At 65.2% G+C, this 12880-nt stretch carries 12 protein-coding genes; 5 read left to right on the top strand and 7 right to left on the bottom strand.

What is annotated here, in order from left to right; all coding sequences use genetic code 11:
• Positions 1-4: 4 nt before the first annotated feature.
• On the top strand, positions 5-784 hold the full coding sequence (locus S58_RS11835) for an enoyl-CoA hydratase/isomerase family protein (protein WP_015665540.1): 780 nt from the start codon (positions 5-7) through the stop codon (positions 782-784).
• A gap of 88 nt (positions 785-872) precedes the next feature.
• Here the strand turns inward: S58_RS11835 and S58_RS11840 are convergent, their stop codons facing one another.
• The gene (locus S58_RS11840; protein ID WP_244440746.1) at positions 873-1973 is read right to left on the bottom strand and encodes a DUF418 domain-containing protein; all 1101 of its coding nucleotides are present in this window, start codon (positions 1971-1973) and stop codon (positions 873-875) included.
• A 253-nt stretch (positions 1974-2226) separates the two neighbouring features.
• On the opposite strand from S58_RS11840, the gene S58_RS11845 reads away from it, so the two are divergent.
• Positions 2227-3099 (top strand): GNAT family N-acetyltransferase, encoded by an 873-nt coding sequence (locus S58_RS11845; protein ID WP_015665542.1) that lies wholly within the window; start codon positions 2227-2229, stop codon positions 3097-3099.
• Here S58_RS11845 and S58_RS11850 read toward each other — a convergent pair.
• The 6 genes from S58_RS11850 to S58_RS11870 form a co-directional block, all read right to left on the bottom strand.
• The gene (locus S58_RS11850) at positions 3096-3458 is read right to left on the bottom strand and encodes a VOC family protein (protein WP_042340706.1); all 363 of its coding nucleotides are present in this window, start codon (positions 3456-3458) and stop codon (positions 3096-3098) included. The genes S58_RS11845 and S58_RS11850 overlap by 4 nt on opposite strands.
• An 85-nt stretch (positions 3459-3543) precedes the next feature.
• Entirely contained in the window at positions 3544-4548 is a 1005-nt protein-coding gene (locus S58_RS11855; RefSeq protein ID WP_015665544.1) for an SDR family oxidoreductase, read from the bottom strand.
• 44 nt (positions 4549-4592) lie between these two features.
• On the bottom strand, positions 4593-4781 hold the full coding sequence (locus S58_RS38970; protein ID WP_015665545.1) for a hypothetical protein: 189 nt from the start codon (positions 4779-4781) through the stop codon (positions 4593-4595).
• A 68-nt stretch (positions 4782-4849) separates the two neighbouring features.
• Positions 4850-5278 carry a GlcG/HbpS family heme-binding protein gene (locus tag S58_RS11860; RefSeq protein ID WP_015665546.1) on the bottom strand — a complete coding sequence of 143 codons (429 nt, stop codon included), beginning with the start codon at positions 5276-5278 and terminating at the stop codon, positions 4850-4852.
• A gap of 160 nt (positions 5279-5438) precedes the next feature.
• Positions 5439-8393 (bottom strand): FAD-binding and (Fe-S)-binding domain-containing protein, encoded by a 2955-nt coding sequence (locus S58_RS11865; RefSeq protein ID WP_015665547.1) that lies wholly within the window; start codon positions 8391-8393, stop codon positions 5439-5441.
• Between the two features lie 116 nt (positions 8394-8509).
• Positions 8510-9277, bottom strand: coding sequence for a GntR family transcriptional regulator (locus tag S58_RS11870; protein WP_015665548.1), 768 nt, complete (start codon positions 9275-9277; stop codon positions 8510-8512).
• Between the two features lie 127 nt (positions 9278-9404).
• Between S58_RS11870 and S58_RS11875 the strand changes: the two genes are divergently transcribed.
• From S58_RS11875 to S58_RS11885, 3 genes are all read left to right on the top strand, one after another.
• The gene (locus S58_RS11875) at positions 9405-10610 is read left to right on the top strand and encodes a pyridoxal-phosphate-dependent aminotransferase family protein (RefSeq protein WP_015665549.1); all 1206 of its coding nucleotides are present in this window, start codon (positions 9405-9407) and stop codon (positions 10608-10610) included.
• A gap of 208 nt (positions 10611-10818) precedes the next feature.
• A complete protein-coding gene (locus tag S58_RS11880; RefSeq protein WP_015665550.1) occupies positions 10819-12012 on the top strand; it encodes a pyridoxal-phosphate-dependent aminotransferase family protein in 1194 nt (397 codons plus the stop codon).
• On the top strand, positions 12012-12809 hold the full coding sequence (locus tag S58_RS11885; RefSeq protein WP_015665551.1) for an enoyl-CoA hydratase/isomerase family protein: 798 nt from the start codon (positions 12012-12014) through the stop codon (positions 12807-12809). The genes S58_RS11880 and S58_RS11885 overlap by 1 nt, the downstream gene beginning before the upstream one ends.
• Positions 12810-12880: the final 71 nt, after the last annotated feature.

Here is a 12880-nt window from a genome sequence, read left to right on the forward strand (position 1 = left end):
GGCGATGACCGACGACAGCGTGATCCTCGACAAGCGCGGGCAAGCCCTCTGGATCACCATCAACCGTCCCGAGAAGCGCAATGCCCTGAATGGTGACGTGATAGCCGGGATCGTGCGCGGCTATCGTCAGGCGCATGACGATCCTGAGGTGCGCGTGATCGTGCTGACGGGAGCAGGAGACAAGGCGTTCTGCGCCGGGGCCGATCTGCAGAACTCCGGTGCCGCCTTCGCGATGGATTTCTCGCGTCCCAATGTCGACTATGCCGATCTGCTCAGGCTGTCGCAGAATGCCACCAAGCCCGCCATCGCGCGGGTCGGCGGCGTCTGCATGGCCGGCGGCATGGGGCTTCTCTGCATGACCGACACGGCGGTGGCGGCCGATCACGTTGTCTTCGGCCTGCCGGAGGTGAAGGTCGGCGTGTTCCCGATGCAGGTGCTGAGCCTGCTGCAGAACATCGCGCCGCCACGGCTCGTCAACGAATGGGCACTGACGGGGGAGCCGTTCGATGCCAAGGCGGCGCAGGCCGCTGGCCTGCTCAACTACATCGTGCCTGCGGCCGAGCTCGACGCCAAGATCGATTGGCTGATCGGCCGTCTCGTCGACAAGTCGCCGACCGCGATCCGCCGCGGCAAATATGCCATGCGCGCGATTGCCGCGATGTCGTTCGACGAGGCCATCGCCTATCTCGAAAGCCAGATCGCGCTGCTGGCAATGACGGAGGATGCCAAGGAAGGGCTCAAGGCGTTCGCCGAGAAGCGCAAGCCGGTGTGGACTGGGAAGTAGAGAACTGGTCATTGCGGGCCAATCGTTCGCGAGAATGCGCGCCCAGATGACTGCATTCGAGGCAAGCATGGCTCCCAAACTTGGATCGCTAAGCAATTCGCATCGGCTGGCGTTTGCCATACATCAGGCTGCGCCATAGCCATTCGACCGGACCGAAGCGAAAATACGCCAGCCACCACCGGCTCGTGATCGCCTGCAGAACGTAGGCAATGATGCCGAGGCCAAGCGCGAGCGAGACGCTGACGCGGCCGAACAGGCCGAAGCCGTAGCCGTAGAACACGAAGCTGAAGATCACGGACTGCATGAGGTAGTTGGTGAAGGCCATGCGGCCAAGCGGGGCGGCCCAACCGAGGAGGCGGAGGCCCCATGCGGTGCTAGCAGCTACCAGGATCAGGGCGCCGTAAGCGAGCGCCAGACTGACGGTCACGACCGATGGCCCGGCGTCGATGGTGACAGCAAGTCCGGCCAGCGCAGTCAGCAGGAGCGGCTCGCGGTGATGGCGCACATCGCGCAATACTCCGCAGCGCCAGATCACGATACCGGCGAGAAAAAGACCGATCGTGCGTGGAAAGACCCACAGGTGCAGCGGGGCGATGGTGCTGATCTCGGACAGCCGGAAAGCGAGCACCTGCGAGAAGCTGCCCAGCGCGTAGACACGACCGGCATCGGTCGCATGCTGCATCATCCAGGCAGAGCTCGGCAGGGGCATCAGCCGGACCAGCCAGCCGGAGAAATAGAGGCCGAGCAGCGCGAGGCTGCTCGCGGTCACCAGCCAGCGAGGTGCGTACAGGAATGGCAGCACAATCAGGCCGGCGAGCGCATATTCGGTCAGGATATCGCCGTTCCACAGCAGCGTCAGGTGCAGCAGGCCGATGGCGAGCAGGACCAGCAACCGCCGGAGCAGCAGGGTGAAACGTCGCTGCGGGGCGATCCGGTCGAACTGCATCGCCATCCCGATGCCGAACAACAGCGAGAACAGGGCGAAGGCCTTCATGGAGACGCCGCGCTCGAGGACATCTTCAACAGCGCGATTGAAGGGCGAGTCGCCCATGACTACCCACAACAGCGCAACGATGTCCGGCGACAGCGATCCGGCGAAGAAGGTCGTTCCGGCCTCGTGCATTCTCAGCGCCGGCAGGAACTGCCGGAAGATCGACACCCGGAATTCAAACACGACGTTGACGGCCATGACGCCGAACAGGGCGAGGCCACGGAGGATGTCGAGGCTGATGAGACGGTCTGCGGCGGCGATCGGGAGCGGCAGGCTTGGCGTGCTGTCGTGATCTACGGGAGCTATCAAATCGACCTCGGCGGGTACGATGCCTTGCCGGCGCGCGAGAGAAGCAGATCGGAGCCGGTCTGCGGATGTGGAGCAGTGGGACACCTTGGGTCAAGGTGTTGTTGATGATGGACACCGGCGCTGATGAACTTAGGATAGGGCCATGACGTCATCCGGCACCGCTGCAACCGACGATCTTATCATCCGGGCAATGCGTCCCGAGGAGATTCCGCTCGTCCTCGATTGGGCGGCGGCAGAGGGCTGGAATCCCGGTCTGTCCGATGCGGTGTGCTTTGCGGTGGTCGATCCCGAAGGCTTTCTCGTGGCCGAGCGCGACGGCGTGACGGTGGCGACGGTCTCTTGCGTAAACTATGACGACCGTTTCGCTTTCCTCGGCTGCTACATCGTGCGTCCTGACATGCGCGGGCGCGGCTACGGCCTGCGGCTCTGGCACGCCGCCATCGCGCATGCGGGATCGCGTATCATCGGGCTCGACGGCGTGGTCGCGCAGCAGGACAACTACCGCAGATCTGGCTTCAGATATGCCTATGCCAATGTCCGTTACGGAGGGAAGGTGGCGGCACCGCTGCCGGCGGCAGCGCGATCGGACATCGTTCCCCTGAGAGAGGTGTCGCTGGCGGACATCGAGGCGTCCGACGCGGCTGTCTTTCCGGCACCGCGCCGCGCGTTCCTGCAGGCCTGGATTGGGGTCCCTGCGCATGTTGGCCGCGCGCTGATCCGCGACGGTGGGCTTGCCGCCTGGGGCGTGATCCGGCCGTGCCGCACAGGCTACAAGATCGGTCCGCTGGTCGCGCAGAGGCGCGCTGATGCCGAAGCCATCGCCTCGGCTCTGCTGAGCGTGGCGGGCGACTCCGAGGTCTTCCTCGACGTTCCTGCGATCAATCCGGAGGCGGTGGCGCTTGTCGAGAATCTTGGCCTCAAACCCGTGTTCGAAACCGCGCGCATGTACACCGGTCCGATCCTGCCGCTGCGGATCGATCAGGTGTTCGGTGTCACTACCTTCGAGCTCGGTTAGCTCCTTACGGGCCGCGCAAAGCTCAGCTCGTGACCGTCGGGATCGGTGAGGTGAAAATAGCGCTCGCCCCATTCGGCATCGCGTGGCGTTGTCGACGGCGAGAAGCCGGCCGCCACCGCCCTGGCGTGGACGGTATCGACATCGGTAACGTGGAAGATGATGCGGCCCCACCAGCTCCATTGCTTGTCCTTGGGCATGACGATCAGGTTGAGAAAACCAGACCCGACCCGAAAGCTCGTGAAGGCCGTGTCACCGCCGCCGTGGGCGATGTCGTCGAAGCCGAGTGCGCAATAGAAGGCGACCGCGCGGGCCATGTCGTGGGTTGCGATCGTGATCGCGCTGATGCTCTCGATGGTCATGAACAACTCCGAGCCCGAGGGAAACCGCGACACAGAGAAGCGCCGCTCATGCTCGTTGCGCAAGAGCTTCGACCCGGTGATCTATTCAACGCCAGCGCCGCCTGCTTGCCGCTGCTCCCAGCGCAAAGAACAATGCTGCGCCGAGCGCGACCGTCGCGGCGCGTGCGACATCGCCCGGCACCAGCAGGGCGTGCTGCGCCGCGCCCCGGCTGAAAGAGCCGCGGGTCCGGTGCAGGCGCGTCACCGGATGGTGGAGATTGTCAGTGCGGTCTGGCACCAGCGGCACGTCGGTCTGCTGCCCGGCGATGGCCTTGGCCGCGAGGTAACGATCGAGCAGAGCGGGCGCGACCGTGTTGCCAAGGATCGTGAGCAGCGTCGGCCAGCCGATCCAGTATTCGCGAAAGCCGCCATTGGCGACGCGATAGATGGCATCTGCGATCACCTCCGGCTCGACAGGCCGGCCCATCGGCCGCGGCGCATGCGCAAGGTGGGCGCGGGCCCAATCGAATTGCGGCGTGTTTACCGCCGGCAGATCGACGATGCTGAGCGTGATACCCGATCGCTCGTGCATCAGCTCGGCGCGCAGCGAGTCGGTGAAGCCGCGGATCGCATGCTTGGCGCCGCAATAGGCCGCCTGCAGCGGAATGCCTCGATAGGCGAGTGCCGAGCCGATCTGGATGATGCGGCCCTCGCCGCGCCGGCGCATCGAGCGCAGCGCCGCCATCGTGCCGTACACGAAGCCGAGATAGGTGACCTCGGTCACCCTGCGGAATTCATCCGGCGTGATGTCGGCCACGGTCGAGAACACGGTTTCCATCGCATCGTTGATCCAGATGTCGACGGGGCCGAGCCGCTGCTCCAGCCGCTCGGATGCCGAGAACAGCGCCTGTGCATCGGCGACATCCACAGCCTCGTATTCGGCGTGCGCAAAGCGCGCCTGCAATTCGCGCTGAACATCACGCAATGCCTCTTCGTCTCGCGCGATCAGTCCGATGCGATCGCCTGCGTCGCCGAAGCGCCTGGCGATGGCGCGGCCCACGCCGGCGGAGGCGCCGGTGATGATGATGGTGCGAGCTGGTTTCCGAGGCATGTCCGATTCTCCATGCGCCCCGCCGTACAAACGTGCAGCGGCCGTCAATGTTTCGGGCGCCCACGATCGCGCCGATGAACCCCCGGTAAGCTGCTGTCAGGCCCGGGCTGGGCTGTCGCGCCTGTCTTTTGGAACCGCGTATTGAGCGCGATCTCGCGGACACCATCGTCGCGCTTGGCGTCGGCCTCATGGTTCTCGGCCAGCGCCGGTGCCGGCGCCGGAATCTGGGTCATGCGGCTTCCTCGGTTCGGTGACGAGGGAAGCAGCGAGTTGTCGAAAGGTTGCTAAGGCGCGACCGAGCTCAGCCCGGATTGGCCTTGAGGCCGGCGGCCTCGATGCCGGCGATGGCGCAGATCTCGTCATTGTCGGAGGTATCGCCGGAGACGCCGACCGCGCCGAGCAGGTTCGCGCCGTCCAGGATCAGAACGCCGCCAGGCACCGGCACCATGCGGCCCTGCGCCAGCGTGTTCACGGCATCGATGAAATAAGCCTGCTCCTGCGCACGCTGGAACAGAGCGCGGGAGCCGAGGCCGAGGGCCAGCGCGCCATAGGCCTTGCCATGCGCGACCTCGGCCCGCATCAGGCTGGTGCCGTCCTGCGCCGCGGCGGCCTTCAGGCAGCCCCGTGCATCCAGCACCATGACGGCGAGCGGCTTGAGCTTCTTCTCGACGCCCTTGGCGAGCGTGGCATCGAGGATCTTGCGGGCGGTGTCGAGCGTGAGGTCGGTCATGGCGTGTCCTTTGTGTTCAAGAATAATGAGGTGGCTCTGGCCGTCATTGCGAGCGAAGCGAAGCAATCCAGGGCCGAAGAAAAGGTCTGGATTGCTTCGTCGCTTCGCTCCTCGCAACGACGAACATTGAGATCGCGCTCCGCGGCTGCAAGCGCACGAACTACGCGCGCGGCTGCGCCCGCTCCAGGCTCATCGCCAGGAGTCGTGCGGCGTGGATAGCGCCGCGGTCGGCGCCGTCCTGGATCTGGTGACGGCAGGAGGTGCCATCGGCGACGATGAAGGTCGCGCTGTCTGCTTTGCGCACGGCCGGCAGCAGCGAGGCTTCCGCCATTTGCATCGAGACCTCGTAGGTGTCGGCGCCGTAGCCGAAGGCACCGGCCATGCCGCAGCAAGAGGACTCGATCGTCTCGACCTCGAGCTCGGGAATGAGCCGTAGCACCTGCTCGACCGGCTTGAAGGCGGCAAAGGATTTCTGGTGACAATGGCCATGAAGGAGCGCCTTGCCGGGCAGGGGACCGAGGGGCAGCGAGAGGCGGCCAGTCTCCGCCTCGCGCGCCAGGAATTCCTCCAGCAGCAGCGCGTGCGCGCTGATTGTCTTCGCGGTGGTGTCGTTGCGCAACGACAGCAGCTCATCGCGCAGGGTCAGCAGGCAGCTCGGCTCCAGCCCAATGATCGGGACGCCGCGCGCCGCGAACGGAGCATAGGTCTCGACCAGGCGCTGCAGCTCCGATTTCGCATCGTCGACCAGGCCAGCGGAAAGAAACGTGCGGCCGCAGCATGGCGGGCGGCCGCCGTCCTTCGGCTTCGGCACATGGACGCGATATCCGCCTTCGACCAGGACTCTCAGCGCAGCGTCGAGATTCTCACGCTCATACACGCGATTGAACGTGTCGCCGAACAGCACGATCTCGCGGCCATCAGCGGGCCCGAACGCCTCGGTGTCGACGCGGAAGATGTCGCTGCGGAATGCCGGCAGCTTGCGCCGGGCGCTGATGCCGGCGACCCGCTCCATCAGCGCGCGCAACACGGCGCTGCGGTTGCGCAGGTTCACCAGCGGCGCGAAGCGAGCGGCAAGATCAGCATAGCGCGGCAGATACGCGACGAGCCGGTCTCGCAGCGTAAGCCCATGGCTCCTCGCTCTCGCCGCCAGCACCTCGATCTTCATCTTGGCCATGTCGACGCCGGTCGGGCACTCGCGGCGGCAGGCCTTGCAGGAGACGCACAGCTTCAACGTCTCAATCATCTCGTCGGATGACAGCGCGCCCGGGCCGAGCTGGCCGGAGATCGCGAGCCGCAGCGTGTTGGCACGGCCTCGCGTGACGTCCTTCTCGTCTCGCGTCGCACGATAGGACGGGCACATTACGCCGCCGTCGAGCTTGCGGCAGGCGCCGTTGTTGTTGCACATCTCGACCGCGCCCTGGAAGCCGCCGGCAGCGCCGGGATAGGCCGACCAGTCGAGCACCGTCTTGAGATCGTCGACGCGATAGTCCGGCGGATAACGGAACAGCGAGCGATCGTCCATGGCCGGCGGGTCGACGATGCGGCCTGGATTGAGGACGTTGCCAGGATCGAAGCGCTGCTTGATTTCCTTGAAGTCGGAGACGATGCGCGCGCCGAACATCTGCGCGTGGAATTCCGAGCGCACGATGCCGTCGCCGTGCTCGCCGGAATGCGAGCCTTTGTATTCGCGCACCATGGCGAAGGCTTCCTCGGCGATGGCACGCATCGCCCTGACGTCCTTCTCGAGCTTCAAGTTCAGGACGGGCCGTACATGCAGGCAGCCTTCGGAGGCATGCGCATACATCGTGCCGCGCGTGCCGTGTTTGGCGAAGACCTCGTTGAGCCGCGCGGTGTAATCGGCGAGATGCGGCAGTGGCACCGCGCAATCCTCGACGAACGACACCGGCTTGCCGGCCTCCTTCATCGACATCATCACGTTGAGGCCGGCGGCGCGGAATTCGGCGACGCTGCTCTGCAGGGCAGGGTCCGTGATCTCGACCACGCCGCCCCATTTGCGCGGTTCGTTGGTCCAGGTGAAGCCGAGGTCGCCCATCAGTTCGGAGAGCTGCTTCAGCTTGGCGAGGTTCTCGTCCTTCGTCTCCTCGGCGAATTCCACCACCAGGATCGCATCGGGATCGCCGCGCACGGCGGCCGCGATGACCGGCTGGAACATGGCGATGTCGCGTCCCAGCCCGATCATGGTGCGGTCGACGAGTTCGACGGCGATCGGCTTCAGCCTCACGAGGTGCTGGGCCGCATCCATCGCCGCGTAGAAGCTGCCGAAATGGCAGACGCCGAGCACCTTGGTCCCGATCAAGGGCCACAGCTTCAGCTCGATCCGGGTGGAGAAGGCGAGGGTGCCTTCGGAGCCGACCAGCAGGTGGGCGAGGTTGTTGGCCGTGTTGCGCGGTGTCAGCGCATCGAGATTGTAGCCGCCGACCCGGCGCTGCACCTTGGGAAACTTGTCGGCGATCTCCGCGGCCTCGCGCTCACCGAGGGCCAGCATGTCGCGGAACAGCGCACGGGCGCTGCCCGGCGCATCGATCTGGCTGACATCGCGCGGCACCTCGCCGAAATGCGCCAGCGTGCCGTCAGCGAGGGCGGCGTCGATCGCGATCGTATTGTCGCGCATGGTGCCGTAGCGCAGCGAGCGGCCGCCGCAGGAATTGTTGCCGGCCATGCCGCCGATCGTGGCGCGCGAGGCCGTGGAAACGTCGACCGGGAACCATAGGCCGTGCTTTTTGAGCTGGCGGTTGAGGTCGTCGAGCACGATACCCGGCTCGACCACGCAGGTCCTGGCCTCGACGTCGAGCGAGATGATCCGGTTCAGGTGCTTGGAGAAGTCGACGACGAGACCTTCGTTGACGGTTTGGCCGCATTGCGAGGTACCGCCGCCGCGCGGAGTGACGATGCGGCCGTCGTCGCGGGCGATGGCCAGCGTCCGCAACGCCTCGTCCATCGTGCGCGGCACGACGATTCCGGCCGGCATGATCTGGTAGAACGAGGCGTCGGTCGCGTAGCGGCCGCGGTTGAAACGGTCGAAGAAGACGTCGCCTTTAATTTCGGCGCGGAGCTTCTGTTCGAGCCTGGACGGACCGGCTTTGGCGTTCGGCATGATGATCCCTGGTCGGCCCGGCTAAGGTCTGGCGGGGCCGCTCCTCAGCCTCGTGTCATTCATTCAGAGCGAAGCGTCAATCCGATTGTATGCAAATTCGAGCGAGGTGGGTGGCGTCATTCCACCTTGGCAGCTTTGCTTCCAGTCGGCGATGCGAGCGCTGGCTGTGTCTCGGCAAAGTAGGCGATCGCGGCCGCACCCTTGTTGCGCAGGTGTTGGAAGAGGATGTCGGACAGTTCGCTGCCGGCGCGCCGGCGCAGCGCATCCAGGATCAGCTCGTGCTCACGCATGGCCTCGCTCCAGCGCTCGCGCTTGCGAGCGAAATTGGCCGAGAAGCGCACCCGGCGGATACGCCCTGCGAGGCTCTCATAGGTTGCGTGAAGAGTGGCATTGGCGGCGGCGTCGACGATGGCGCGATGGATGAGCTGGTTCATGCGGAAATAGCCCTGCATGTCCTGCCGCATGTAGAATCCGTACATATCGTGATGAAATTGCTCGATTTCTGCGATCGCTTCATTCGAAATCTTCTCGCAGGCGAGCCGCCCGGCGAGGCCTTCCAGGCCGCCCATCAGGTCGAACAATTCATGAATGTCGGCTTCGCTCAGGGGGCGGACGCGGGCGCCGCGGTTCGGGAGCAACTCGACCAGGCCTTCGGCCGCGAGCACCTTGAGAGCTTCGCGCAAAGGAGTGCGGGAGACCCCCAGCATTTCGCACAGCTGCCGCTCGGACAGGCGGCCGCCGTCGGCGACGTGGCCCGCGACGATGTAGTCGCGCAGCCGCGCCAGGATCTCGTCATGCAGCGAGGTCTCGTCACGCGCGGGGCCGGGGCGGCTGCTCGACTCGGCCAAGGGCGCAGCCTCTATATCGGGAATCGTGGAACTCATGCCGAGCCATTGTAGCGGTAGTTACAAATGTGGTCGACCTCATATATGAATGCGTTTGGTGCTTGTGAATATGATATTTGCATGCAATCATTGGTGCCAGAATGCCGCTATCGCTTGGAGTTACCCTGTGACCCGTCACCAAGGCCGTCATTTCCTGCATATTCCGGGCCCGAGTCCGGTGCCCGAGCGGGTGTTGCGGGCGATGGACATGCCGGTCATCGACCATCGCAGCGCCGAGTTCGCCGAGCTTGGCAAGACCGTGCTCCAGGGCGCCAAGGCGATCTTCAAGACGGCGAATCCGGTGATCATCTATCCTTCGTCGGGCACCGGCGCCTGGGAGGCTGCGATCGTCAATACGCTGTCGCCGGGTGACAAGGTGCTGATGGTGGAGACCGGGCACTTCGCCACGCTGTGGCAGCAGATGGCCGCGCGCTGGGGCATCGAGGTCGATTTCATTCCGGGTGATTGGCGTCGCGGTGTCGATCCGGCCGTTATCGAGGAGAAACTCACGGCCGACACTGCGCATCAGCTCAAGGCGGTCATGGTCGTGCACAACGAGACCTCGACCGGCGCCACCAGCCGCATCGGGGAGGTGCGTGCGGCCATGGATCGCGTGGGTCATCCGGCGCTGCTGATGGTCGACACCATCTCGGGGCTTGCCTCGGCCGACTTCCGTTTCGACGAGTGGAAGGTCGACGTCGCGGTCTCCTGTTCCCAGAAGGGCTTCATGCTGCCGCCGGGGCTCGGCTTCAATGCCATTTCGGACAAGGCACGCGCGGTCGCCAAGACCAACAAGATGCCGCGCTCGTTCTGGGACTGGGAGGACATGCTGAAGCTGAACGCGAACGGCTTCTTTCCCTACACCCCCGCCACCAACCTGCTTTACGGCCTGCGTGAAGCGATCGCGATGCTGCTCGAGGAAGGCCTCGACGACGTGTTCGCGCGTCATCAGCGGCTTGCAGCCGCGACCCGCGCTGCGGTCGATCATTGGGGCCTCGAGGTGCTGTGCCAGGAGCCGAAGGACTTTTCGCCGGTGCTGACCGCGGTGCTGATGCCGCCGGGCCATGACGCCGATCAGTTCCGCCAAATCGTTCTCGACAACTTCAACATGTCGCTTGGCTCAGGCCTCTCCAAGGTCGCGGGCAAGGTGTTCCGCATCGGCCATCTCGGCGAGTGCAACGAGTTGACCCTGATGGCGGCGCTGAGTGGTGTCGAGATGGGGCTGCGCGTGGCCGGTGTGCCGCATCGTGCTGGCGGCGTCGATGCTGCGATGACGCTGCTGGAGCAGCCGTTGCCCGGCAACGCGCCGCGGCATCTTGCGGTGGTGAAATAAGGCTAAACCGCGTGCGGCAGCCGGGTCGATCCGGTTATGCGGCGCTGCACAGAAGAAGGGGGATCGTGTGCACCTGAGAGATGTCAGCCCGAAGCAATCGGCGGCTGCGTCTTGGCCATTGACGCCAGCGGTCTGGCGGGAGAAAAGCGCGGCGAGCGCGTGGCATGCCACGTCCGCGCACCAACCAAACGACCGGGGATGGACGCCAATGACTGTGCACACAGGACGGCATTTTCTTCAGATTCCGGGGCCGACCAATGTGCCCGACCGCGTCTTGCGCGCGATGGACATGCCGACGCTGGACCATCGCGGTCCTGAGTTCGCCGAACTCGGCTTCGCCGTGCTGGCCGCCAGCCAGCGCATCTTCCGCACCAAGCAGCCGGTGATCATCTATCCGTCGTCCGGCACCGGCGCGTGGGAAGCTGCGATCGTCAACACGCTCGCGCCCGGCGACAAGGTGCTGATGGCTGAGACCGGCCAGTTCGCGGTGCTGTGGCGAGGCATTGCCGACAAGTTCAAGCTCGACGTCGACTTCATCCCCGGCGACTGGCGCCATGGTGCCGACATCGCGGCGATCGAGCAGCGGCTCGTGGACGACAAGGCGCACAAGATCAAGGCCGTCTGCGTCGTGCACAACGAGACCTCGACCGGCTGCCTGACGCCGCCGCTGGAGGTGCGCAAGGCGCTCGATCGCGCCGGCCATCCGGCGCTGCTGATGGTCGACACCATCTCCGGCCTCGGCTCGATGGAATATGAGCATGACGCCTGGGGCGTCGACGTCTCCGTCGCCGGCTCGCAGAAGGGCCTGATGCTGCCGCCGGGTCTCGGCTTCAACGCCGTTTCGGAGAAGGCGCTCGCCGTCGCCAAGGCCAATCCCGGCATGCGCTCGTATTGGGACTGGCAGGAGATCATCACCTTCAACAAGCTCGGCACCTTCCCGTATACGCCAGCCTGCAATCTGCTGATGGGCCTCAACGAAGCGCTGAAGATGCTGGAGGAGGAGGGGCACGAGAACGTGTTCGCGCGCCATCGGCGCCACAGCCGGGCCACGCGCGCCGCAGTCAAGGCCTGGGGGCTCGACACGCAATGTGCCGATGCGCAGGCGCATTCGCCGGCGCTCACCGGCGTCGTCCTGCCCGAGGGGCATGATGCCGATCAGTTCCGCAAGACAGTGCTGGAAAACTTCGACATGTCGCTCGGCACCGGCCTCAACAAGATCAAGGGCAAGGTGTTTCGCATCGGCCATATCGGTCACTTCAATGACCTGATGCTGATGGGGACGCTCGCCGGCGTCGAGATGGGCCTTGCGCTCGCCAATGTGCCGCATCGCGCGGGTGGCGTGCTTGCAGCGATGGATGTCCTCAAGGCGCGTGAGGCTGCGCCGATTACGAAGGTGGCCTGATGAACGCCCCTGTGACCGGCTCCGACGATCTCATCTATGCCGTCGACGACGGCATCGCCAAGATCACCTTCAACCGGCCGCAGGCGCGCAACGCGATGACCTTCGCGATGTACGACCAGATGGCCTCGATCTGCGAGGCCATCAATGCCGACCGGTCGATCAAGGCGCTGATCCTGACCGGGGCCGGCGACAAGGCGTTCGCCTCCGGCACCGACATCTCCCAGTTCCGTGCTTTCAAGACCGCCCAGGATGCGCTCGACTACGAGGCGCGCATCGATCGCGTGCTCGGCACGTTGGAGCTATGCCGCGTGCCGGTGATTGCAGCCATCGCGGGCGCCTGCACCGGGGGCGGCGCCGGTATCGCGGCCTGCTGTGATATCCGCATCGGCACCGAATCCACGCGGATCGGCTTCCCGATCGCGCGCACGCTCGGCAACTGCCTGTCGATGTCGAACATCTCGCGTGTCGTCTCCCTGATCGGGCCGGCTCGCACCAAGGATCTGATCTTCAAGGCCAGGCTCGTCGAGGCGCCCGAGGCACTCGCGCTGGGCCTGCTCAACGAGATCGTGCCCGACGTCGAAACCTTGCAGACCCGCGCGCTGGAGACGGCGAAGCTGGTAGCGGGTCATGCGCCGATCACGCTCGAAGTGACCAAGGAGGCGGTGCGCCGCATCCGCCGGACGCTGTCGCGCGACGAGGGCGAGGACCTGATCCTGCGGGCCTATATGAGCGAGGATTTCCGCGAAGGCATGGACGCGTTTCTCAACAAGCGGACGCCGAACTGGAAGGGCAAGTAGTCCGATGCTGTGCTTGCGACCTTATGCCGACGTCACGAGGCCGCATCTTGCTTGTGTTCTTGAACTGACCA

Source organism: Bradyrhizobium oligotrophicum S58, from assembly GCF_000344805.1.
GTDB classification, from domain to species: Bacteria; Pseudomonadota; Alphaproteobacteria; order Rhizobiales; family Xanthobacteraceae; genus Bradyrhizobium; species Bradyrhizobium oligotrophicum.

Bases quoted from the DNA above. Each gene is read 5' to 3' on its own strand.
- S58_RS11835 (WP_015665540.1), top strand. From the start codon at position 5: ATGACCGACGACAGCGTGATCCTCGACAAGCGCGGGCAAGCCCTCTGG.
- S58_RS11880 (WP_015665550.1), top strand. From the start codon at position 10,819: ATGACTGTGCACACAGGACGGCATTTTCTTCAGATTCCGGGGCCGACC.
- S58_RS11845 (WP_015665542.1), top strand. From the start codon at position 2,227: ATGACGTCATCCGGCACCGCTGCAACCGACGATCTTATCATCCGGGCA.
- S58_RS11885 (WP_015665551.1), top strand. From the start codon at position 12,012: ATGAACGCCCCTGTGACCGGCTCCGACGATCTCATCTATGCCGTCGAC.
- S58_RS38970 (WP_015665545.1), bottom strand. From the start codon at position 4,781: ATGACCCAGATTCCGGCGCCGGCACCGGCGCTGGCCGAGAACCATGAG.
- S58_RS11870 (WP_015665548.1), bottom strand. From the start codon at position 9,277: ATGAGTTCCACGATTCCCGATATAGAGGCTGCGCCCTTGGCCGAGTCG.
- S58_RS11855 (WP_015665544.1), bottom strand. From the start codon at position 4,548: ATGCCTCGGAAACCAGCTCGCACCATCATCATCACCGGCGCCTCCGCC.
- S58_RS11860 (WP_015665546.1), bottom strand. From the start codon at position 5,278: ATGACCGACCTCACGCTCGACACCGCCCGCAAGATCCTCGATGCCACG.
- S58_RS11840 (WP_244440746.1), bottom strand. From the start codon at position 1,973: ATGGCCGTCAACGTCGTGTTTGAATTCCGGGTGTCGATCTTCCGGCAG.
- S58_RS11865 (WP_015665547.1), bottom strand. From the start codon at position 8,393: ATGCCGAACGCCAAAGCCGGTCCGTCCAGGCTCGAACAGAAGCTCCGC.
- S58_RS11850 (WP_042340706.1), bottom strand. From the start codon at position 3,458: ATGACCATCGAGAGCATCAGCGCGATCACGATCGCAACCCACGACATG.